Here is a 22,429-nt window from a genome sequence, read left to right as displayed (position 1 = left end):
TGCCGCACGGTCCACGGCGGCACGATTCGGCCGCCGGGGGCTGTCGTTGGCCCGACGCACCCCGTTCCCGCGCCCGACGATCCGGGGCTGGACGGTCATCGCCGTCGGCATCGGCCTGGTCGGCGGCGGTCTGGTCGGCACCACGAGCGTGGCCGTCACGGCCGGCCTGCTGCTGCTCGTGCTGGTCGTGCTCGGCATCGTGATGGCGTTCGTCGTCGCCACCCCGCTCCGCGGCAGCCGCAGCACCGCACGGGCGATCGTGCAGGTGGGCGAGGTCTACCGGGAACGCATCACCCTCGGCAGCACCAGCCTGCCGATCGGCCCGCGGGCGACGTTGCTCGTGCGCGAACAACTCGAGGACGCCTTCGCCAGCCTGGCCGAGGCGGAGACCTACGCCGAGGTCGGGCCGAACCTGCCGCCGGCAGTGCTCGACGTCGAGGCACTCGCGATGCACCGTGGCCGCTCGCTGGTCGGACCCGTGACGATCCGGGTCGAGGACCCGTTCGGCCTGCTCCGCATCGACCGTCCCGTCGTCCCGGCCGAAGAGGTCGTCGTCGTCCCGGCCTCGGCACCCCTCGGGGCGATCGACGCCGGGGCGCTCGCCGGTGCGGTCTCGGCCGACGAGGGCCGGGTCGGACAGGGTGGCTCCGCCGACGACAGCGAACTCCGCCCGTACCGACCGGGCGACCCGATCCGCCGGGTGCACTGGGCCCAGAGCGCACGGCGCGGGGAACTCCACGTCCGCCAGACCACCCAGGCCCAGCCGCCCGAGGCCGTGATCGCCCTCGACGTCCGGCGCGAGTCCTACCAGCGGCTCGGTCGAGAGGACCTCGCCGAGCTCTCCGACCTGGGCGGCGACCAGGCCTTCGAGCACGCCGTCGTGGTGGCCGCCAGCGTTGCCCGGGCGCTCGCCGCCCGGACCTCTCGTGTCGTGCTCGTGTTCGACGGTCCCGAAGGCGCGACCCGGCACGCGGGCGACGTCGGCGGGCTGACCGACGTGCTCGTCGGGCTCGCCGACGTCCGGCTCCGCTCCGACGCCCGCGAAGTCACCGACGTCCTGCCCGAGGTCCGTGGCCGCGACGTGCACGGCATGACCGCCGTCGTGACGGGCACCTGCACCGCGGAGGAAGCCGCCGAACTCGTCAGTGCGACCAGCGGGTCGAGCCGCGGCATCCTGGCGACGATCGTGCCGCCGGACCCCGCCGTGCGGGGCATCCTCGACCGCGGCGGCTGGCGGACCCTCGTGGTGCCGGTCGTCGGCGCGACGCCGTCCGGAGCCGCCCGGTGACCGGGGTGAGCGCACCGGCGCGTGGCCGTGCCGACGTGCGCGAGATCCTCGACCGCGACGACGACCTGCGTGACGTCCCGAGTGCCTGGGTCGTGGCCCTCGCACCGGTGCCCGTGCTCCTCGCTGCCCTCGCCATCCGGCCGCTCGTGCAGGGCATCGCCTGGTGGACATCGGGCGTCGTCGTCGTCGCCGTGCTCGTCGCCGTGATGCTCGCGGTGCGCCGCCAGACGCCCGGCATCCGCTTCGTCGTCCTGGTCGGCACGGTCATCGCCTGCTCGTGCGCCGCAGCCCTCGTCAACGACATCCAACCGCTCGGGTGGCTCGACGCCGACGGGGCTCTCGGGGAGACGCTCGCCGCGATCCGCCTGAACCCCGCACCACTGCCGCAGACCGACGCGATCCGGCTCGTCGTCACCGCGTCGATCGGCTGGGTGGCGGCCGTCTCGCTGTTCCTCGCCGCCATCGCGCGGATCCCGTCGCTCGCCGCTGCGCCGGCCCTCGTCATCCTGATCGTGCCGGGTGTCATCACCGGGCAGCCCGCCGGCACCCCGCTCGTCATCACCACGGCGGTGGCGTTCCTCGCCCTGCTCTGGCTGTCCGTGCGCCCGGTGCAGCGTGCACTGCCGGCCGCGGTCGTCGGGGCGATCGGGCTCGTCGTCGCCATCGGGCTGCCGACGATCGTGCCGCTCAACGCCAGCTGGTTGTCCGGCGTGACCGGTGCGATCCAGTCGCCGATCCAGCCCGGACGGCCCGGCACCCTGCTCGAACTCGGCAACGACCTGCGCCGTCCGAGCGAGCTCGAGGTGTTCCGGTACCGCTCGTCCGACGGGCAGCCTGAGTACCTCAAGCTCGCCGACCTCGACGAGTTCGGCACGGGGGACTGGGTGCCGACCGTGACGAACGCGGCCGAAGCCGACACCGCCGACGAACAGCAGTGGGCCGAGGGCGTCAACCCGCGCCTGGCGAGCCGCGGCGACGTGACCGTCCGGATCACCGGGCTGTCCAGTACCTACCTGCCGGTGCCGTCGGGTGCGGTGTCGATCGAGTCGCAGTCCACCAACCTCGACCTGTCGCAGTGGCGGTGGATGGGGAACTCGAGCACCGTCCGGTCGACGGGTGCCGCGACCGCCCGCGGCGCGATGTACGAGGTGTACGGGGCCTCGACGTTCGCCAACGACTACCTCGACGCGGTCGCCGCCTCGGGGGTGCTCGCCCGCTCCGACGGCCGCGGCTTCCGGGAGCCCAGCCGCCAGCAGCTGCGCACCGACCTCGCCCTGCCCGACGACCTGCCCGCCAACATCTCGACCACCGCGACCCGGGTCGCCGCCGCCGCGACCGACGACTACGGGCGGGCGCGGGCACTCGAGCAGTGGTTCCGCAGCGACCTGTTCACGTACTCCGAGACCGCCCCCGTCGAGCAGGGCTACGACGGCGACAGCATGGACGTCGTCTCGACGTTCCTGAAGGTCCGCGACGGGTACTGCGTGCACTTCTCGTCCGCGATGGCCGTGATGGCCCGCACGCTCGGCATCCCCTCGCGCATCGCGGTCGGGTACCGTGCCGGGTCGCCGCAGCCCGACGGCGAGTACGCGGTGTCGAACCGGCAGCTGCACTCCTGGCCGGAGCTCTACATCCAGGGCGCCGGGTGGGTCGCCTTCGAGCCGACGCCCGACTCCGACGAGGCCGCGCCGTCCGAGGAGCCCTCGGCCTCGCCGACCGCGGCGGCACCGGAGACCCCGCTGCCGGCGCCCGAGCAGACCACCCCGGCGGACGAGTCAGCGTCACCGACCCCGTCGGCGTCCCCGGTTCCGGGTGCCACGGGTGCCTCCGGCACCGGCGGCGGCGGAGGACCGGTCGGGCTGCTCGTGGGCCTGCTGCTCGTGCTCGCGGTCCTCGTCGCCCCGGGCCTCGTGCGTGCTGTTCGCCGTCGGTCGAGGCTGTCGGCGATCGCCGCCGGGCGCTCACCTGCCGTGCAGGCGTGGCGCGAGTTGCTCGACGACGTCGCCGACCACGGGTACGCCCCGGGCCTCGCGCCGCCGGGTGACGCCGCCGCCGTGGCCCGGACCGCCCGAGCCGTGCTCGGACGCCTGCGGCCCGGGTTGCCGGAGTCGGTCGTGCCGCACCTGGAGGCCGCGGTCGATGCGGTCGATCGTGAGCGCTTCGCCGCCGACGGGGCCGCATCGGTGGACACGGCGGCGTTGGAACGTCACGTCCGCGACGCTCGCGGGGCTCTCGACGCCTCGGTCCCCACGGTGCGCGTCGTGCGGTCGCGCCTGTTGCCGCCGAGCCTGCTGCCGTCGTCCGCCTGGTCCCACGACGGGCCGAAGCCCCGCCGTCGGGATCGTCGCACGGCCTGACGCGGGCGCGAGGGTGCGCCGAGTGGTGCGAGGTTCCGTACTCCGTGCGACCGGCGCGGCCTCGCACGGACTACGGAACCTCGCACCGTTCGAGCGGGGCGCCCCGCGTCAGCGCCGGCGGATGACGGCCTCGACCAGGGTCGCGATGAGCTCGCCCGGATCGACGCCGGGCAGCGCCGGCGCGTCGAACACCAGGCCGACGTTCGCCCCGATGAGCACGGTCGCGAACTCCTCCGGGGTCATGCCGACCTCGACCTCGGGGTGGGCACCGAGCCACAGCCGCACCAGCTCGAGCACCCCGTCCTGCAGGATCCGGCGCTGCCGGATGAACTCGGGCAGCAGCTCCGGGTGCCGGACGGCGTACCCGCGGAACGCCGAGAGCAGCGCGAACTGCTCGCTCTGGTCGTTCTGCCCGAACGCGGCGCGCAGGACGTCCCCGACGTCGACGGCGGCGATGTCCGCGTGCACGAGTTCCTGCAGTGAGGCGAGCACGACGTTCGTGGACCGCTGCATGACCTGGGCGAGCAGGTCTTCCTTGGACGAGAAGTTCGAGTAGACCGCACCCTTGCTGAACCCCGCGCGCGCGGCGACGTCGTCGAGCCGCGCGCCGTACACACCCTGTTCGGCGAAGACCGCGGCTCCGGCGGCGAGCAGGCGTTCCCGGACCTCGGCGCGCGGGATGCGCTGGGTGGGGGAAGCGTCGTCGCTCATCGGTTGCTGCTCCGACCTGTGCTGGTGGTCGTCGGGGAGAGCATCGTGGTGGAGACCTGCCGCGCCGCGCGTCTGATCCCGCGCGGCATCAGCGAAGCCCCCATCCCCACGTCTGCTCGGAACCGGCGCGTTCGGGTCGCGTCGGTGCTGTGCGGACAGCGTTCACCGGGATCATCCCCGGCAGAACTGCCAGGACGATACCCGGCGGTACTGATCGTAGCGTCGCGGGGCCGCGGAGGACAGCCCCTCAGTCCTCGTGCTCTTCTCGGACACTGCCGGCACCGGTCCGACGGCCCGGGCGCCGGAGCAACCGGAGCGCGTCCGGCCGCAGGCTCCGACCCCGCCGCAGCAGCGAACCGAGGGTCGACTTCGGCTGCCAGTCACGGCCGTTCGGCAGCCCCCAGCCCCGCCGGACCGCTCCCCAGCGGAGCCCGAGCGACAGGGTGATCGCGAGCAGGATGCCGAGCGACGGCGACCCGAGCGCCGAGGCGATCACCATCACGGCCGACGCGGCGACGGCCACGGTGGCGTACAGCGCGTTCCCGCCGAACACCGCCGGCACCCGCCGCAGCAGCAGGTCACGCATGGCCCCGCCGCCGACCGCGGTGATGGTCCCCATGATGATCGCGGCGGGCCAGTCGAGCCCGGCGTCGTAGGTGCGCTGCACGCCGACCACGGCCCAGAACCCGATCACGGCGGCGTCGAGCACGGTGAACAGCCGGTCCCAGGTGAGCTCGGAGAACGACACGAGGAACGCGATGAGCGCCCCGGCGACGGCGACCGGCACGTACAGCGGGTCGACGAGCGCGACGGGTGGTCCGTTCTGCAGCAGGGTGTCGCGGAGCATCCCGCCGCCGAGTCCGGAGACGAACCCGACGACCAGGAACCCGAACAGGTCGAAGTCCATCGCGCGGGCGATGGAGCCGCCGAGCAGGGCGGACGCGAAGACCCCGGCGAGGTCGAGCACGTTCGTGACCGACGCCAGGCCGTCGACGGACAGCAGGTTCATGAGAACCATCAAACATCACGTCGCACGACTGGCGGGCCGTTCGGCGGTTAGGTTAGCCTCACCTTCGTCATGCTCGCCACTCTCGTCATCGGTCTTCGTGAAGGCCTCGAAGCCACGCTCATCGTCGGCATCATCGCCGCGTTCCTGCGTCGCAACCGCGTCCCGCTCACCCCGATGTGGTCGGGCGTCGGGCTCGCGGTGCTGCTCAGCATCGCCGTCGGCTTCGGGCTGCAGGCCGTCGAGCAGGCACTGCCGCAGGCCCAGCAGGAGGGCATGGAGGCGGTCATCGGCATCGTCGCCGTCGTCTTCGTCACGGGCATGATCGTCTGGATGCGCACGCACGCGCGCACCCTGACCGCCGACCTCGAGGCCAGTGCGACCGCAGCCCTCGGCCGCGGCACCGCCTGGGCCCTCGCCGGCATGGCGTTCCTCGCCGTCCTGAAGGAGGGCTTCGAGACTTCGGTGTTCCTCCTCGCCACGTTCCAGGCGTCGTCGGACACCGGCCTCGCCGCGCTCGGTGCAGTGATCGGCATCGCGGCCGCGGTCGTCGTCGGTTTCGGCATCTACACCGGTGGCGTCCGCCTCAACCTGTCGCGGTTCTTCACCGGCACCGGGGTCTTCCTGGTCTTCGTCGCGGGCGGCCTGGTGCTGACCGTCCTCCGCCGCGCGCACGAGGCCGGCTGGATCGTCATCGGCCAGCAGCGCACCGTCGACCTGGCGTGGCTCGCGCCGAACGGTTCGGTGCAGGGTGCCCTGGTCACCGGCGTGCTCGGCATCCCGCCGGACCCGCGGGTCATCGAGGTGCTCGGCTGGTTCCTCTACGTCGTCCCGGTGCTGGCCCTGACGCTCTGGCCGCGCGCCTGGCGTCCGTCGCCGGACCGCGTGCCCCGGGTGCGCGCCGTCGTCGCCGGCGCACTCGCCGTGGCGGCAGTGGCACTCGCGATCGCCGTGCCGACGGGCGGGGTCGACCTGCCCCGCACCACCGCGGTCAGCGGCGACGCCAGCTCCGTCTCGGCCAGCGTCGACGGTGCGTCCGGCGTCCTCCGCGTGGCCGGCACCGGAACCGGCCAGGAGGCCCGGATCACCCTGCCGACGTCGGCCCACCGCCGCGTCACCCGCGCGGGCGTGGCTGCCGACCGGTGGCGCGTCGTGCAGGACGGAACCACTGAGCAGGGGAGCGGCGCCGACCGTCCGTCGACGCTGACGCTCGACGACCTCGTCACCCTGTTCGGTCGCCTGCCCGTCGGGGTCTCCCCGTCGACGAACCCCGGCCCCTTCGCGGCGCGCTGGGCCGTGCGCGACACGGTGACCCTGTGGACCGTCCGCGGTGGGGTTCTGGACGCGACCCGCGACGAACGCGAGGTGCTGACGCTCAGCGGTGGGGGCCTCCCGTCCGCGCGCACCACGACCCTGGACCGCACCGTCTGGTCCGTCCCCGACGCCCGCGTCGAGCGGTCGGCCGCCTCGGTGGCCGCAGCGGACTCGCGGTCCGCCGACCTGCTGCTCTGGAAGGCCTGGCTGCCGATCGCCCTCGGCATCGCTGCCGCCGCGCAGGCGCTGCTGGCCCTCCGTGACCGCCGTCGCCGGCGACTCCCCACCACCCCCACCCCCGAACCCGTCCCCGCTCGTGGCCCTCCGGCCGCGGACCCTGCAAGGAGCACCGACCATGTCCTTCGGTAAGCCCGTCCGACCCCTGATCACCCTGGGCGCCCTCGGCGCCGTCACCGCCCTCGCACTCACCGGGTGCGCCGGCGGGTCCACCGGAGCCGACGGCTCCGGCTCCGGCGACGCGAAGGTCTCCCGCGTCACCATCACGCTCACCAACGACGGGCAGGACGCCTGCGCGGTGTCCTCGACGAAGGTCCCCGCGGGCCCCGTCACCTTCACGGTGAAGAACGAGTCGTCGACCGCGATCACCGAGGTCGAGCTGCTGCAGGACCAGCGGATCCTCGGCGAGAAGGAGAACCTGGCGCCCGGCCTCGACGCCGTCCGTTTCACCGCCACGCTGACCGGCGGGAAGTACCAGGTGTACTGCCCCGGTGCCGAGACCGAGCTGACGGACTTCACCGTCACCGGCAAGGCCGCGTCGACCGCGAACAGCAGTGCCTCGACCCTGCTCCGCGACGGGACGAAGGGCTACGCGACCTACGTCGACGGCCAGGTCACCGACATGGTCGCCGCGGTCGAGCAGATGCAGGAGCACATCGACGCCGGCGACCTCGACGCGGCGAAGACCGACTACGCGAACGCCCGTCCGTTCTACGAGCACGTCGAGAGCGACGTCGACGGCTTCGTCAAGAAGGGCTTCAAGGCCACCGACAACGCCGGCAACCTCGACTACCTGATCGACATGCGTGCCTCGAACCTCGACCCCGCCGTCGGCTGGAGCGGGTTCCACGCCGTCGAGAAGGACCTGTTCCAGGCCGGGAAGATCACCGCGTCGACCAAGCGGACCGCCGCGGACCTGACCGAGGACGTGCAGCTGCTCGCGAAGCTCGTGCCGACGCTCGACTACAAGCCGGAGGACCTGGCGAACGGTGCCGCCGGCCTGCTCGAAGAGGTGCAGTCGAACAAGATCACCGGCGAGGAAGAGGCGTACAGCCACATCGACCTCGTCGACCTCGCCGCCAACGTCGAGGGCGCCCGTCAGGCCTTCGCGTACCTCAAGCCGGGGCTGACCAAGCTCGACCCGACCCTGACGAAGCAGATCGCCAAGCAGTTCGACGCCACGAACACGATGATGGACGGCTACCGCGACGCCGACGACCTGGGTGGTTTCGCCACGTGGGACGCCGCCACCAAGAAGTCCGACGCGAACACGATCTCGCAGCAGATCCAGGCGCTGCAGGACCCGCTGTCCCGTCTGGCCGAGAAGGTCGCGACCGCGTGACCGAGCCGGACGAGGCACCCCGGGCGAACGTCTCCCGCCGTGGGCTGTTCGGCGCCGGCCTGGCCGTGGCCGGTGCCGGGGTCGGCGCGGCAGCGGGCATCGGCGGTGCCACCGCGGCGACCGGCGTGAACCCGTTCACGGCGGCGACGAACGGCGACGAGTCGATCGACCTGTCGCAGAGCCAGCCGTTCTACGCCACCGCGGCACGGCAGCCGCAGGGCGGGATCCGCACCACCCCGCAGCGGTACTGCGTCTACATGACGTTCGACCTGTCGACGACCGTCACGACCGAGCTGCAGGTGCTCCTCGCCCGCTGGTCGGCCGCGATCGCCCAGCTGCAGGCCGGCAAGACCGTCGGCAGCGTCGAGCCGGCGCACGGCAACGGGGTCGGTGCCGACACCGGCGAGGCGCTCGACCTCGGGCCGGCGTCCCTGACCGTCACGGTGGGCCTGGGACCCGGCGTCTTCGACGAGCGCTTCGGGCTTGCCGACCGCCGTCCGGCCTCGCTCGCCGACATCCCGACGCTGCCGAGCGACAACCTGCAGGAGGGCCTGACCGGTGGGGACCTGTCCCTGCAGGCCTGCGCCGACGACCCCCAGGTGGCGTACCACGCGGTGCGCGACCTGGCGCGGATGGCCCGCGGCACCGCGACCGTCCGCTGGACCGTGCTCGGTTTCGGCCGAGCATCGGCGGGGCCGAACCAGAGCACGCCCCGCAACCTGATGGGGTTCAAGGACGGCACCCGGAACATCACGACCGACGCCGACCACGACCGGTTCGTCTGGCTCGACCGCGACGCCGGGTGGATGGCCGGCGGCAGCTACCAGGTGGTGCGGAAGATCCGGATGAACATCGAGACCTGGGACGCCGACGTCGTCAGCGACCAGCAGCGGGTGTTCGGGCGGACGAAGATCCAGGGCGCACCGCTCTCCGGCGGGCAGGAGCACACCACCCCGGACTTCCACGCCAAGGACGACGACGGTGCGACGAAGATCGACGCGACGTCGCACATCGCCCTCGCCGCGCACGAGGCGAACGGCGGCGTGAAGATCCTGCGCCGGCCGTACAACTACACCGACGGGCTCAACGAGTACGGCCAGCTCGACGCCGGGCTGCTGTTCATCGCCTACGTGAACGACCCGGACCACTTCACGCGGCTGCAGCGGAAGCTCGGCGCCTCGGACCGGCTGAACGAGTACGTCTCGCACATCGGCTCCGCGGTGTTCGCCGTCCCGCCGGCGCCGCGCAAGGGGTCGTACATCGGCGAGCAGCTGTTCCGCTGACCTGAGTCGCTGACCCGGAAGGGTGGGCGCCCTCCGCCGTTTCCCTGGAGGCGGAGGACGCCCGCGTCGCGGAGTCTCGCCGAACGGAACCACCGTCGACTTGCTGAAAGCGACCCGGCACGACGCGTCGCGGTGCGACAACCCCGAGAGTACCCCGCGGATCCGCGGATCCGCAGTGATCGACCGGGATGGGACAGCAACCGTGACCGCCGGGTCGCGCGAGGTGTGCGCCGGACGTGCTCCGGGCCTCCTGACCGACGCGAACGGGCCGCCTCACCAGGGTGAGACGGCCCGTTCGCGTGTGTGCCCGCAGGCTGTGGGTCAGTCCGTCAGGACCGTAGCGGCACGTCGTGCGCGGTTGCGGCGGAGGACCACGAGTACCGTGATCCCGGCGAGCAGGAGCAGGCCCGCCGCGATCGCCGGAGCGGTCAGGTCCGCACCCGTGTAGGCGAGGTCGCCACCGGCGCGCGGGTCGTCGTCGGTCCCGCCGACGCCACCGATGCCGGCGTCGTCACCGTCACCCGCGCCGGGGCCGGGGATGACCCCGCCACCCGGGTTCGGGGTCGGAGCCGGGGTCGGGTCGACCGGGTCCGTGGGGTCGGTCGGGTCCGTCGGGTCGGTCGGGTCGACCGCTGCGGCGACCGGGATCGTCACGGCGAGGGTGACGGTCTGGCCACCCGGCAGGGTGACGACGAGCGGCGCGTCCGTCGTGGCGACCGGCTCGGCCACCGCGGCGAGCGAGACGGAGCCGGCGGTGCGGGCGGAAGCGCGTGCGGCCGGCGCCTCGATCTCGGGGACCGTGACGGTCAGGGTCGCGCGACCCTGCTCGTCGTTCTTGTCGGTGATCGTCGGGTCGATCGCCGACGATGCGAGCTCCTTGCCGTCCGCGGTGACCGAGACGGAGCCGGCCTTCGCCGGGTCCTCGCTGCTGAACACGAGCGACGACAGGTCGAGCTCGATCGCGTCACCGGGCTGGAAGCCACCGGCCGGGGTCGGCGTGACCGTGACGCCGACGGCGCGCTGGTCGACCGGGGGCGTGACCTTCGGGTTGGCGAGGAAGTAGTCCACCTGGGCCTGCAGGTCGACCTGGCCGGAGTCGGCGACGTTCGTGCCGGTCGCGAAGGCGGCGAAGTTGTCGCCACCGGTCGACAGGAACGAGTTGACGGTCACCTTAAGGGTGTCGGTCAGCGCGATCGCCTTGCCGTCGAGGGTCATGCCGGTGATGCGCTCGCCGCGACCCTTCGACGGGTCGTAGGTGTACGCGAAGCCGTCCGAGACGCCGAGCTTCAGGAACGGACGCTCGAGGCCGTCCGGCTGCCACTGCTGCTCGAGGGCGTTCTTGATCTGCTGGCCGGTCATGTCCTTCGTCACCAGGGTGTTGGCGAACGGCTGGACGAGCGCGGCTTCCTTGTAGGTGACGGTGCCGTCCGGGTCGCCGGCGCCGCTGGACGCGTAGACCATGTCGGTGCGGAGACCGCCCGGGTTCATGAAGGCGACCTGCGAGCCGTTCCGCTCGGTGGCGCTGCGCTGGACCTCGGCGATGTAGTTGCCCAGGACGGACTCGCCGCCGCGGTTCTCGGCCTTGCGGTCGGACTGCACGGCGCGACGCAGGTCACCCGTGATCTCGCCGAGCTTCTCGCCGCCCTTGACGTCGGCGACGGCCTTCGCGGCGGTCACGATGTCGCTCACGGCGTTGACCGAGGTGGTGTCGGCGGGGACACGCTTGTCCTCGTTGACGGAGGTGACCGACGACGTGATGCCGGTGAGCTGCTTGTCGGCGTCCACGGTGAGCTGCAGGTGTCCGAGGTTCACCCCGTAGGACCCGGCCTGGATCACCGGACGCTTCGTGCCGTCGGGGCCCGCGATGGAGTGGTTGTACGTCGCGTGGGTGTGCGCCGACACGATGGCCGAGACCTTCGACGAGACGCCCGAGGTGATCTTGCCGAACGCGCCGGTGCCCGTGGCGTCGGTGAGCGCGCTCGTGGTGGCGCCCTCGTGCACGAGCAGGACGAGCACGTCGGCCTCGCCGTTGTCGTCCTTGCCGTCGGTGAGCTGCTCGGCGTACCGGTTGACCTGGCTGACGATCGGGGCCATCGCGAGGCCCTCGACCCCGCCGGGGCTGACGAGCCCGGGGATGAGGTCCTCGGTGGTGGCACCGATGAAGCCGACCTTGACGCCGCCCTTCTCCACGATGGAGTACGGCGTGAAGGCGGGGTCGGTGGTGCCGGCCTTGACGATGTTCGCCGAGACGTACGGCCAGTCGGCGCGGTCCTCGATGCGGCCGGTCAGGTCGTCCTGGCCCTTGTCGAGCTCGTGGTTGCCGATCGCGCTGACGTCGAGGTCCATGGCGTTCAGGGCGTCGATCGTGGGGGAGTCCTGCTGGATGAGCGAGGTGAAGGTCGAGGCGCCCACGTTGTCGCCGACGCTGGCGAAGATCGTGTTCGGGTTGGCCTCGCGGTAGGACTGCACGACGCCGGCGAGCTTCGCGGCGCCGGCGGCCTTGTCGGCGGCGGTGCCCTCGGACTCGATGCGACCGTGGAAGTCGTTGACGTCGATGATGTCGATCGTCGTGTCGCCCTCGGCGGCGACGGCTGCGGACGGGACGGACAGCGCGACCAGGACCCCGGCGGTGGCGAGGGCCGCGCCGGCGCCGAGGCGTCGTCGGGTCGTCGCACCGGCGGTTCCGGTGGTGTGGGAAGTGTTCATCGCCGTCGAACCTACGAAGACGCACAGGCGACTCGCCAGACCCCTGCGCAAGTCGTCACACGACGTTCACACGGCCGTCCCCTCCGCCCGCCCGACCCGGTTCAATCGCGGCCGAGGGCGCCCTTCACCCGCTCGGTGACCTCGGTCGCCATCGCCTTGGCGGAGTCCTTCACGACGTCGAACTCGACCGGGTCACCCTTCAGCAGGCTCTTCGCCGTGTTGATCGCGTACTCCTTCGTGATGTGCGGGGGCAGCGGCGGGACGCTCCGGCTGACGTACGCGTCGATCAGGGTCACTCCCTGGTGCGCGAACGCCCGCTCGACCGCCGCCTCGACCTCGGAGTCCTCGTGCACCGCGATGCCCTGGAACCCCAGCAGCGTCGCGTACCCGGCGTAGTCGATCGACTCGACGTCCTGCGAGCCGCGCCACATCGGGTTGCCGTCCTCGGTGCGCATCTCCCACGACACCTGACCGAGGTCGTCGTTGTGCATGACCACGATGACGAGCTGCTGGTTCGGCCAGGCCGCCAGGTACTTCTTCACGGTGATCAGCTCGTTCATGCCGAGCATCTGGAAGGCCCCGTCGCCGATCGTGCACACCGCCGGACGGTCCGGGAACGCGAACTTCGCCGTCACCGCGTACGGCATGGCTGCGAGCATCGTCGCGAGGCGGCCGGACATGTCGCCGCGCATGCCCTCGCGCAGCCGGATGTGGTGGCCGTACCAGTCGGCGGTCGTGCCGGCGTCCGCGGTGACCGTGACGCCGTCGGGCAGCCGGTCGTTCACGGCCTGGATCACCCGGCGCGGGTTCACCCCGTCGTCGTAGGCGACCTCGGACTGGGCGCGCATCTCCGATTCCCACTCGCGCATCTCTTCTGCGACGGTCTGCTGGAAGGACCTGTCGGTCTTCTGCTCGAGCAGCGGGAGCACCGCGTCGAGCGTTGAGCCGACGTCGCCCCACAGGTTCAGCTCGGTCGGGTACCGCAGGCCGAGCTGCTCCGGCTTGATGTCGACCTGGATGCCCCGGGCCTGCCCCGTCTTCGGCATGTACTCGCCGTACGGGTAGTTCGTGCCGAGCAGCACCAGGGTGTCGCAGTCGCGGATCTGGTGCAGCGACGGCAGCGACCCGAGCAGCCCGAGTTGCTGCGAGTGGTACGGCACGTCGGACGGGATCACGTCCTTGCCGCGGAGTGCCGTGATGATCCCCGCACCCGCCTTCTCGGCGGCGGCGAGCACCTGGGCCGTCGCACCGCGCGCACCCGCACCGACCAGGAACGTCACCTTCGAGCCGGCGTTGATGATCTCCGCCATCTTCCGGACCTCGTCGGCGGGCGGCGTGATCCGGGTGGACGCGGGGACGTCGCTCGACCGCGAGGCCCAGTGCTCGAGCGGCGGTGCGTCGTACGCCATCGCCTGCACGTCGTGGGGCAGCACGACGACGGCCGGCTGCTTGCGCAGCGACGCGGTGCGGAACGCGGTGTCGAGCACCACGCCGACGGCTTCGGGCGTGGCCACCGTCTGCACGTAGCAGGCGACGTCGGCGAACACGCGCTCCAGGTTCGACTCCTGCTGCGTGAACGACCCCATCGCCGCGAGCCCCTGCTGGCCGACGATCGCCACCACCGGCTGGTTGTCCATCTGCGCGTCGTACAGACCGTTCAGCAGGTGGAAGGCACCGGGACTCGACGTCGCCACGCAGACCCCGACCTCGCCGGTGAACTTCGCGTGCGCGGTCGCCATCAGCGCCGCGATCTCCTCGTGCGTCGGGCGGACGTACTCCAGGCCGTCGCCCTTCGACGCCGCCTTGCCGAGCGCGCCGTCGAAGGCGCCGATCCCGTCGCCGGGGTACCCGAACACGCGGGAGACCCCCCACGCCTTGATGCGGTCGATGACGAAGTCGCTCACGGTCGTGCTCATGGCACCAGCGTGCGCGGGCGCGCACGGGTCCGTTCACAGGCACCGGACTGGAGGCGTGGATCACGTGACCGACGTCGGTCACGTGATCCGGGCCTCCAGGCCAGTGCCCGGTGTGTGTCGGCTACTGCTCCTGCGCGATCAACGGTCGCAGCGTGCGGTGCGCGATGCGCAGCCCCTCGAGCACCCGGTCGTCGGTGCCGCCCCAGAGCGGGTCCTCGTGCTCGACGCTCAGCGTGCCGTCGAAGCCCGCCTCGTAGAGGCGGTCGACGACGCGCGGCCAGTCCACGACACCGCGGCCCGGCACCCGGAACCGCCACCAGCCCATGTCCCACGGGTCGTCGCCCTTGTCGACCTTGCCGAAGAACCCGTACTCGTTGCGCCGCTCGGGGAACAGCTCCAGGTCCTTCGCCTGGGCGTGCACGATGTGCTCGGCGAACGGCAGGATCGTCTCGACCGGGTCGATGCCGATCCACGTCAGGTGCGACGGGTCCCAGTTCAGGCCGAAGCCCAGACCGGTGACCCAGCCCCAGAGCTCGGGGGAGTACGCGATGTTGCCGGGGTACCCGTCGGGGTGCCAGCCCTCCATCACGCAGTTCTCGATGACGAGCCGCACGCCGCGCTCGCCGGCGTAGTCGACGAGCTCGGGCAGGACCCGGTTCCCCTCGGCCATGTTCTCGCGGACGGACTTCGTGGTGTCGCGCCCGATGAAGGTGCCGACGTACGGGATGCCGAGCGTCTGCGCGGTGTCGATCGCGTGCTTGAGGTGGGTCCGCACCGCTGCCCGGTGCTCCGGGTCCTGGTGCAGGTTGTTCTCGTAGTACGCGAGCGCCGAGACCTCGAGGCCGGTGCGGTCGAGCAGGGCGCGGGTGGCCAGGGCGTCCTCGTCCGTGAACGTGGCGACCGGCAGGTGCGCCGCCTCGAAGTCGCGGCCGCCGGTGCCCGGCCAGACGGCGACCTCGAGCCGCTCGTAGCCCTGCTGCTGGGCGAACCCGGCGATCCGGTCGAGCGACCAGCCGGGCAGGCAGGCGGTCAGCATGCCGAGCTTCACCGGATCTCCCGCCAGGTCGTCTCGGCCGCGCTGCCGATCACGGCCTCGATGATGTCGGCGGAGCGGGCGCCGTCCGCGAACGTCGGCAGTCCGTCGGGGGCCACTCCGGTGCGGACCGCGGTGTAGGTGTCGGCGACGAAGGCCGCGAAGGCGTCGAGGTACCCCTGCGGGTGCCCGGCCGGCACGATCGCCAGCCGGCGCTGGTCCGGGTACCCCTGCGACGGGTCGCGGACCACGATCTGGGCGCCGCGCTCGTTGCCGAACCACGCGGACTCGGGCTGCTCCTGGTCGAACGCCGCGCTGCCGCGGGTGCCGTCGACCTCGAACCACAGGCGGTTCTTCCGGCCCGACGCGACCTGCGAGATCACGACGTTCCCGATGCGGCCCGTGGCGGTGCGGAAGGTGGCGACGGCGGTGTCCTCGGTGGTGACCTCGGCACGCTCGGCCGCGTCGGCCACCGGGTCCGGGTCGGGGGAGCCGGAGAACGACGGACCGGACGCCGCAGGCCGCGTCGGGTAGACGATGTCGGTCGCGGCGGACACCGAGGCGAAGCGCTCACCCGTGACGAACTCGACCAGGTCGCACCAGTGCGAGCCGATGTCGGCGAACGCGCGGGACAGCCCGCTCGAGGTCGGGTCGACCCGCCAGCTCGAGGCGTCCTCGTCGAGCATCCAGTCCTGCAGGTAGTGGCCGTGCACCGCGAGCAGCCGGCCGAGCTCCCCGTCGGCGATGCGCGCCCGGATCTCGCGGACCATCGGGTGGTACCGGTACACGAACGGCACGGTGGCCACGACACCGGCCTCGGCAGCGGCGGCGACGAGCTCGGCGGCCTGCGCGGGGTCGATCGCCAGGGGCTTCTCGCACACCACGTTGATGCCGGCCGCGATCACCGCGAGCGCCTGCGGGTGGTGCTGGTCGTTCGGGGTGCAGATGTGCACGACGTCGGGGGCGTCGGCGATGACCTCGTCGAGGGAGGCGTAGCCACGGGGCAGGTCGAGCTGCGCCGCCACCTGCTCGGACCGGGCGGCGTTCCGGCCGAGCACACCGAGGACCTCGGCACCGGAGGCCCGGGCCGCCCGGGCGTGGACGCCGGCGATCATGCCCGTCCCGACCACGGCGACACGGAGGCGTCGCCCTTCGTACCCACTGCTCATGGTGCTCCCTCGCGCCGGAATGACACCACCGTAGCGGCCCGGTCATCCACCGGGGCCGATGAGTACCGTCTGCTGCATGTCGAGCCTCCAGACCAGCCTGCTCATCCTCGGAGCCAGCGGCGACCTGTCCAAGCGCCTGCTCCTGCCCGGCCTCGCCACCCTGCTCCAGGTGAAGGACGACTGGGACGTCCAGCTCGTCGGGGCCGGTGTCGAGGACCTGTCCGACGCCGACTGGAAGGCGCAGGTGCGCGAGTCCTTCGAGAACGCGCAGGCGTCGAAGAACGAGGAGGACGAGGGCGCCTCGGGTGCGACGTCGCTGCCGGACCGACTGCAGGCCGTGGTCGACGCCTCGACCTACCGGAAGGCCGACGTCACCGACCCGGACGACCTGCGCGCACTGCTCGCCGCGTGCGAGCACGACCCCGCGATCTACTTCGCGCTGCCGCCCGCGGTCACCGAGAAGAGCTGCGAGCAGCTCGCCCACCTCGACCTGCCCGCCGGCACCCGCCTGGCGCTCGAGAAGCCGTTCGGCACCGACGCCGAGAGCGCCTCGCACCTGAACGACCTGCTGCACTCGTTCATCCCCGAGGAGCGCATCCACCGCGTCGACCACTTCCTCGGCCGCTCCACCGTGCTCAACCTGCTCGGGCTGCGCTTCGCCAACCGCATCATCGAACCGCTGCTCTCGTCGCAGCACGTCGAGCGGGTCGACATCGTCTACGACGAGACCCTCGGGCTCGAGGGCCGGGCGCGCTACTACGACAAGGCCGGGGCGCTCACCGACATGATCCAGAGCCACCTGCTGCAGGTGATGGCCGTCGTCGCGATGGAGGCACCCGCCTCGATCAAGGCCGACGACCTGCGCACCCAGAAGGAGCTCGTGCTGCGGGCCGTCCGACCGTGGGGCGGCGACGTCGTCACCGCGGGCAAGCGCGCCCGGTACACCGCCGGCACCGTCGGGGACCGCCAGCTGCCGTCGTACGTCGACGAGGACGGCGTGGACCCGTCGCTCGGCACCGAGACCCTCGCCCAGCTCACCCTGGAGATCGCGAACTGGCGCTGGGCAGGCGTCCCGTTCACCCTGCGCTCCGGCAAGGCGCTCGCCGCGCAGCGCCGCGAGATCGTCATCACGTTCAAGGACTCCCCGCACGTGCCCGAGGGGCTCACCGGCACCGAGTTGCCGGACCGGCTGCGCATCTGGATCGCCCCGGACGAGATGCAGCTCGAGCTCAACGTCAACGGCGCGGGTGACCCGTACACGATCGACCACACGAGCCTCGAGGTGACGTTCAACCCCGGGCGCCTGAGTGCCTACGGCGAGGTGCTGGCCGGCGTGCTCGAGGGCGACGCGACGCTGTCGGTGCGCGGTGACAGCGCCGTGCAGGGCTGGAAGGTCGTCGGGCCGTTCCTCGACGCGTGGAAGGCCGGCAGGGCTCCCCTCGACGAGTACGCCGCCGGGTCCGTCGGCCCGGACGGCTGGGACAACATCGAGGCCTGAGCCCGAGCGGCGGCGTAGCGTCGGGCGACGTGAACACCACCGACGACGTCCTGCAGACCGTTCCCGAACCCGCCGGCGCCGACATCCGTGTCGACGACGTCCCCTACGACCACGAGGGGACCGAACTGCTCGGTGTGCTCGCGAAGGACGCCGCGATCGCGGGCCGTCGTCCGGCCGTCCTCGTCGTGCACGACTGGCACGGCGTGAACGAGCACGTCGAGGCCCGGGTGACGATGCTCGCCCGGCTCGGCTACGTCGCGTTCGGCGCGGACATCTACGGAGCCGGCGTCCGCCCCGGTGACGACACCGCGGCCCAGGTCGCCGGCGGTTTCTACCAGGACCTGCCCCTGCTGCGCGCCCGCGCCACCGCCGGGCTCGAGCGACTGCTCGCCGACCCGGACGTCGACCCCGCCCGCGTCGTCGTCATGGGGTACTGCTTCGGCGGCTCCACCGCACTCGAACTCGCACGGACCGGGGCCGACCTGGTCGGTGCCGTGGCGTTCCACGGCGGCCTCATCGCGCACGACCCCTCGGACGCCGCGGACATCCGGGCGAAGCTGCTCGTCCTCACCGGGGGCGCCGACCCCGTCGTGCCGGACGAGGCCGTGCACGCGTGGCAGGACGAGATGCGGGCGGCGCCGGACGTCGACTGGCAGGTCGTGACGTACTCCGGTGCGATGCACGCGTTCGCCGTGCCCGGCACCGACGCTCCGGACCACGGCGCGCAGTACCAGGAGCGTGCCGACCGCCGGTCGTGGCAGGCGCTCCGGGTGTTCCTGGCCGAGGTGTTCGACGAGGAGCCCGCGGCGCTGTGACGGTGCGGCCGTCGGAGACCGTTCGCGACACGCCGAGCACGGGGGCCGGAGCGCCTCGATTGGCGCCCGGGCCGCACCTGTTGTAGAGTCTTCCACGGCCGCAAGGCCACGCGCTCGTAGCTCAATGGATAGAGCATCTGACTACGGATCAGAAGGTTGGGGGTTCGAGTCCCTTCGAGCGCACAGGCAAGCAGAACGACGAAGGGCCCCGGTGGAATCCACCGGGGCCCTTCGTCGTTCCGGCCGGCGTGCGCGCAGGGGTCCGTCCGTCGCGCGTCAGCTCCGTGCGACTTCGTGAGCAGGAACGGTCGAGTCCCCGAGACGGACTCGACCGTTCCTGCTCACGAAGTGGCCGGCGTGTACGGCTGGGCCGCCGCGATGACCTCGGATGCACCGGCGATGCCGAACGACGTGAAGAGCGGTGCCCACAGCGCCTTGAGCTGCGCCACGAGTTCGTCGTCGGTCAGCTGCGTCGAACCGTCCACCATGCCCAGCGTCGTGTTGAGGAGCAGCAGGACGGACGGCTGGACCGCGGCCGCGTCGACGTCCGCCGCCGCGACCCCGGCGCTGACGAGTTCGCCCCGCGTCATCTCGAACCAGTCGAAGCCGCGCGGCACCGGCACGCCGGCCTTGCCGAGTTCGTGCAGGAGCCGCACCGCGCCGCCCGCGACCGAGCCCCGGCGGACGTCCATCCCGGTGGTCAGGAGGAACACCGTCAGTCGCTCGATGCCCGGCTGCGCGGGGAGTGCGTCGAAGAGTGCACGCCAGCGCTGCTGCTGCAGTTCGATGACCGCCGTCGCCAGGTCCTTCTTCGACGGGAACAGGTGGTACCCGATCGCCGACTTCGGCTTCCCCATCGCCTCGGCGACGCGGGAGAACGTGGTCGCCTCGTAGCCGAAGGCCGCGAACTGCTGCCCTGCGGCGTCGATGATGGCTCGTCGAGAGGCCTCCATGGCGAGCTGCCGCTGGTTCATCTGGCGCGGTGTCCTTCCTCGCCCGGAGCTGAGCGATCAGTGAACACCACATCTTAGGGCCGCTCATGATGACGGCCCGTCCCCTGCCCGCGTCAGGCGGCGCAGAACGTGTGCCAGGCCACGTCGATCCCCTTCCGGTGCAGCGAGTCGAGTCCGACGTCGAGGTGCTTCCGCTCCGCGTCCACCAGGTGTGCGCATCGGTGGTCCTGGGCGACGGTCTGAGCCTGGCCGAGCGCCGTCACCAGGTCGGTGTCGATGGCGTCGAGCTGGGGCCGGATGGTCGTCAGGTCCGGTGCCGTCGTGGGGGCGGTCCACGGGTTGTGCGTCCAGTGGTTGATGAGGCCGCGCTGGACGACCTTGCTCGCGGCGATCTGCGCGCGGATCACCCGGGTCACCAGCACGGGGTCGACGCCCTGCTGCTCCGCCAGGGTCACCGCTTCGTCCACGACGGCCTGTTCGCGCACCGGGTCGGCGACCGGCTTGCCGCTGAGCCACTTCGACTCCGCCACCGGGTCGGCGAGCTCGAGCCGTCGGAGGATGAGCGTGCCGATGGTGTCGAGCTGTGCCGTCGACGCCGCGGGACGGGAACCGTCGTGGGAGATGGTCATCGTGGAACCCGTCGGTTCGGCGGACGTGGGCATGGGATCGGCGTTCGCCGCCGAGGTCGGCAGGGCGATGCCCGCCGCGAGCAGCCCGACGGCGAGGGCCGTCGCGGCGGTCCGGCGGGTGCGGTGCCGGGCGGTGGTCGGGGTGGTGGGGTGTGCGGTGTTCACGGGGTTTCCTTCCCGAACCGGCGCCGGACGCGTCGGGTCAGATCGTCGATGATCGGTTTGATGACCTCGTCGTAGAACGGGTAGACGCCGAAGTGGTCGGCGCCCTCGTCGCAGTAGCAGTCCATCGAGATCGCCTCCTCGAAGTTCGAGAAGACGTAGGTGGCACGGTGCGGGAACACGGCGTGCGGCTCGTCGTCACGCGGGGTCGTGGTGGTCACGGCGGTGCTCGATCCCGGTCGGCAGTCCGTCAGCCGGCCAGCCGAGCCGCGGGGACGCCGGGGTCGCGCCCGGAGTCCACCACGGCGTCGATCTCGGTGGACCCGTTTCCCGACCCGACCGTGCGGTTCTGGATCTGGTTGAGCGACCAGTTGCCCGGCAGTGGCTCGAGCTGGTTGCCCGACCAGGCCGGCGACATCCCGGCGACGAAGGAGAAGTGCGCGAGTCCGGCGCTGCTCACCGCGGTGCACGTGGCACGGGAGCCGTAGACGCCCGCCTTGTACAGGTTCCCCCGGTCCCGCAGGCCGGCGGCGACGCCACGGAAGTACGGCACCACGAGCGACTCGTCCTGTGCCGAGGTCGCGTCGAAGTCGGCGGCGAAGTAGACGGTGGTCTGCTTCGGGATCCCGAGCTTCCGGGCCGCGTCGTGGGCGCGGTGGGCGTCGCGGACGCCCTGTTCCTCCGTGAACCACGAGGCAGCGAACCCGCCCTCCTCGAAGATCGGCCACAGCCCGAGCCCGGCGCTCGCCATCACACGGAGTTCCTCGGGGGTCAGGGCCTTGTCGAGTGCCCCGGAACGCTGGTGGTTCGTGAGGTACCGGCCGACGCTGGTGGCACCGGACGCCCGGACGGCGGCCGCGCGGGCGTCGTCGAGGCGCACCGCGGTGTCAGCACCGGTCGTGGCACGGTCCGGGTCACCCGTGCTCGCCGCCAGGGCTGCCCAGGTGCCGGCGTCGCACGTCCCGGTCTGCTCGGCGGGCGGGAACGCCTGGAACTGCTGGAACGCACGGACCACCGCGGCGTCCGCCGCCGAGTAGGCACTGCTGAACACGACGCGCTCGCCGTTCAGCACCAGGAGCGCCTTGACGAGCAGCACCCAGGCGCCGGTGGCCCCGACCCCGACGACGCTCGGGCCCGCGGCACGGAGCGCAGCAGCCGTCCCCGGGCCCCAGGCGCCGTCGACCGTGACGCCCACCGCGACCTGCACCGCGCGGATCGCCGCCGAGTACGTGCTCGTGTCGACGAGTCCGCTCGTGCTGCCGTACGCGCCGCCGGTCGCCTCGGCGTAGGTGCGGTTGAGGTACTGCTGCACCGCGCGCACCGCTCGGGACCCGCCGGAGGCGAGTCGCACGGGGTCGACGGTGAGGAGTGCTCCGAACAGGTGGGCCGACAGCGGGAGCGCGCCGGGCTCGGCACCCAGGTCGGACCGGAGCGCCTGCACGGCCGCGACGGTTGCTGCGTCGTACTCACCGGTGAGCGTGACGGTCGAGGCACCCTTGCAGACCAGTCCGGCCTGGACCAGCCGGCGCCAGGTCGCGGCGTCGTCGCCCGTCTCGGCCCCGACGTCGCCGTGCTGCTCGAGCTTCCGACGGGTCGTCGGCCCGAACGTCGCGACGACGGGGGAGATGCCGAGCAGCGACTGGGTGGCCTGCACGATCCCGAGCACGGTGCCGCTGCCGGTCAGCCCGTCCTCGTCCACGTGCACCCATCCGTGCAGGTGCCCGAAGGTCGTGTTGAGCCAGCGCTGCACGGCCAGCACGCCCGAGCCGGACGAGCCGGACGAAGCGGTCGAGCCGGTCGACCCGGTGGAGCCGGCCGCGCCGGACGGGGTGGCGGCGTCGGCCGGGGCCGCGAGCGCGGTCGTGACGAGCGGGACGGTGGCGGTGATGCCGATGAGCGCAGTTCGGCGCGAGATGTGCACGGGGGTGCCCCTTCAGTTGCCTCGAGCGTCCGCTGGCCGTCGATCGCGCTGTGCGATGCTGATGGCCGCGGCATGGTCCGAGCAACTTC

General features: G+C 72.2%; 17 protein-coding genes and 1 tRNA gene. 8 read left to right on the top strand and 10 right to left on the bottom strand.

Features of this window, described 5'->3' with window-relative positions; all coding sequences use genetic code 11:
• Positions 1 to 46: 46 nt before the first annotated feature.
• On the top strand, positions 47 to 1,288 hold the full coding sequence (locus tag DEJ02_RS09995; RefSeq protein ID WP_181440320.1) for a DUF58 domain-containing protein: 1,242 nt from the start codon (positions 47 to 49) through the stop codon (positions 1,286 to 1,288).
• Positions 1,289 to 1,293: 5 nt separating this feature from the next.
• Positions 1,294 to 3,645 carry a DUF3488 and transglutaminase-like domain-containing protein gene (locus tag DEJ02_RS09990; RefSeq protein WP_181440319.1) on the top strand — a complete coding sequence of 784 codons (2,352 nt, stop codon included), beginning with the start codon at positions 1,294 to 1,296 and terminating at the stop codon, positions 3,643 to 3,645.
• 108 nt (positions 3,646 to 3,753) lie between these two features.
• On the opposite strand, the gene DEJ02_RS09985 is transcribed toward DEJ02_RS09990, so the two are convergent.
• The gene (locus DEJ02_RS09985) at positions 3,754 to 4,356 is read right to left on the bottom strand and encodes a TetR/AcrR family transcriptional regulator (RefSeq protein WP_071406484.1); all 603 of its coding nucleotides are present in this window, start codon (positions 4,354 to 4,356) and stop codon (positions 3,754 to 3,756) included.
• A gap of 247 nt (positions 4,357 to 4,603) precedes the next feature.
• Positions 4,604 to 5,365: a trimeric intracellular cation channel family protein gene (locus DEJ02_RS09980; protein WP_071406483.1), complete on the bottom strand. Its 762-nt coding sequence runs from the start codon at positions 5,363 to 5,365 to the stop codon at positions 4,604 to 4,606.
• 69 nt (positions 5,366 to 5,434) lie between these two features.
• On the opposite strand from DEJ02_RS09980, the gene efeU reads away from it, so the two are divergent.
• Genes efeU through efeB form a run of 3 tightly spaced genes read left to right on the top strand, consistent with a single transcriptional unit; the run spans position 5,435 to position 9,538 of the window.
• The gene (efeU, locus tag DEJ02_RS09975) at positions 5,435 to 7,045 is read left to right on the top strand and encodes an iron uptake transporter permease EfeU (protein WP_111032889.1); all 1,611 of its coding nucleotides are present in this window, start codon (positions 5,435 to 5,437) and stop codon (positions 7,043 to 7,045) included.
• Positions 7,032 to 8,255, top strand: coding sequence for an iron uptake system protein EfeO (gene efeO, locus DEJ02_RS09970; RefSeq protein WP_111032887.1), 1,224 nt, complete (start codon positions 7,032 to 7,034; stop codon positions 8,253 to 8,255). Before efeU ends, efeO begins: the two co-directional genes overlap by 14 nt.
• Positions 8,252 to 9,538 (top strand): iron uptake transporter deferrochelatase/peroxidase subunit, encoded by a 1,287-nt coding sequence (efeB, locus tag DEJ02_RS09965; protein WP_111032886.1) that lies wholly within the window; start codon positions 8,252 to 8,254, stop codon positions 9,536 to 9,538. Before efeO ends, efeB begins: the two co-directional genes overlap by 4 nt.
• Positions 9,539 to 9,859: 321 nt before the next feature.
• On the opposite strand, the gene DEJ02_RS09960 is transcribed toward efeB, so the two are convergent.
• From DEJ02_RS09960 to DEJ02_RS09945, 4 genes are all read right to left on the bottom strand, one after another.
• Positions 9,860 to 12,244: a bifunctional UDP-sugar hydrolase/5'-nucleotidase gene (locus DEJ02_RS09960; RefSeq protein ID WP_111032885.1), complete on the bottom strand. Its 2,385-nt coding sequence runs from the start codon at positions 12,242 to 12,244 to the stop codon at positions 9,860 to 9,862.
• A gap of 101 nt (positions 12,245 to 12,345) precedes the next feature.
• The gene (locus DEJ02_RS09955; RefSeq protein WP_111032884.1) at positions 12,346 to 14,160 is read right to left on the bottom strand and encodes a thiamine pyrophosphate-requiring protein; all 1,815 of its coding nucleotides are present in this window, start codon (positions 14,158 to 14,160) and stop codon (positions 12,346 to 12,348) included.
• Positions 14,161 to 14,281: 121 nt separating this feature from the next.
• A complete protein-coding gene (locus DEJ02_RS09950) occupies positions 14,282 to 15,208 on the bottom strand; it encodes a sugar phosphate isomerase/epimerase (RefSeq protein ID WP_111032883.1) in 927 nt (308 codons plus the stop codon).
• Positions 15,205 to 16,362 (bottom strand): Gfo/Idh/MocA family protein, encoded by a 1,158-nt coding sequence (locus DEJ02_RS09945; RefSeq protein WP_035808774.1) that lies wholly within the window; start codon positions 16,360 to 16,362, stop codon positions 15,205 to 15,207. The genes DEJ02_RS09950 and DEJ02_RS09945 overlap by 4 nt, the downstream gene beginning before the upstream one ends.
• Positions 16,363 to 16,438: 76 nt before the next feature.
• Between DEJ02_RS09945 and DEJ02_RS09940 the strand changes: the two genes are divergently transcribed.
• The 3 genes from DEJ02_RS09940 (at position 16,439) to DEJ02_RS09930 (ending at position 18,858) form a co-directional block, all read left to right on the top strand.
• Positions 16,439 to 17,860 carry a glucose-6-phosphate dehydrogenase gene (locus tag DEJ02_RS09940; protein ID WP_111032882.1) on the top strand — a complete coding sequence of 474 codons (1,422 nt, stop codon included), beginning with the start codon at positions 16,439 to 16,441 and terminating at the stop codon, positions 17,858 to 17,860.
• Between the two features lie 29 nt (positions 17,861 to 17,889).
• On the top strand, positions 17,890 to 18,675 hold the full coding sequence (locus DEJ02_RS09935) for a dienelactone hydrolase family protein (protein WP_071246870.1): 786 nt from the start codon (positions 17,890 to 17,892) through the stop codon (positions 18,673 to 18,675).
• Between the two features lie 110 nt (positions 18,676 to 18,785).
• Positions 18,786 to 18,858, top strand: a tRNA-Arg gene (locus DEJ02_RS09930).
• A 158-nt stretch (positions 18,859 to 19,016) separates the two neighbouring features.
• On the opposite strand, the gene DEJ02_RS09925 is transcribed toward DEJ02_RS09930, so the two are convergent.
• From DEJ02_RS09925 to DEJ02_RS09910, 4 genes are all read right to left on the bottom strand, one after another.
• The gene (locus DEJ02_RS09925; protein WP_111032881.1) at positions 19,017 to 19,649 is read right to left on the bottom strand and encodes a TetR/AcrR family transcriptional regulator; all 633 of its coding nucleotides are present in this window, start codon (positions 19,647 to 19,649) and stop codon (positions 19,017 to 19,019) included.
• A 92-nt stretch (positions 19,650 to 19,741) separates the two neighbouring features.
• Positions 19,742 to 20,422 carry a gamma subclass chorismate mutase AroQ gene (aroQ, locus tag DEJ02_RS09920; protein WP_258378713.1) on the bottom strand — a complete coding sequence of 227 codons (681 nt, stop codon included), beginning with the start codon at positions 20,420 to 20,422 and terminating at the stop codon, positions 19,742 to 19,744.
• A complete protein-coding gene (locus DEJ02_RS09915; protein WP_071406470.1) occupies positions 20,419 to 20,640 on the bottom strand; it encodes a hypothetical protein in 222 nt (73 codons plus the stop codon). Before DEJ02_RS09915 ends, aroQ begins: the two co-directional genes overlap by 4 nt.
• A 29-nt stretch (positions 20,641 to 20,669) precedes the next feature.
• A complete protein-coding gene (locus DEJ02_RS09910) occupies positions 20,670 to 22,340 on the bottom strand; it encodes a glycoside hydrolase domain-containing protein (RefSeq protein WP_111032880.1) in 1,671 nt (556 codons plus the stop codon).
• Between the last annotated feature and the right edge of the window lie 89 nt (positions 22,341 to 22,429).

The sequence above is a fragment of the Curtobacterium sp. MCLR17_042 genome (genome assembly GCF_003234695.1).
In the GTDB taxonomy this organism is placed as follows: domain Bacteria; phylum Actinomycetota; class Actinomycetes; order Actinomycetales; family Microbacteriaceae; genus Curtobacterium; species Curtobacterium flaccumfaciens.
The sequence above is the reverse complement of the archived record's forward strand: the minus strand, read 5'-3'. Positions and strand labels throughout refer to the sequence as shown.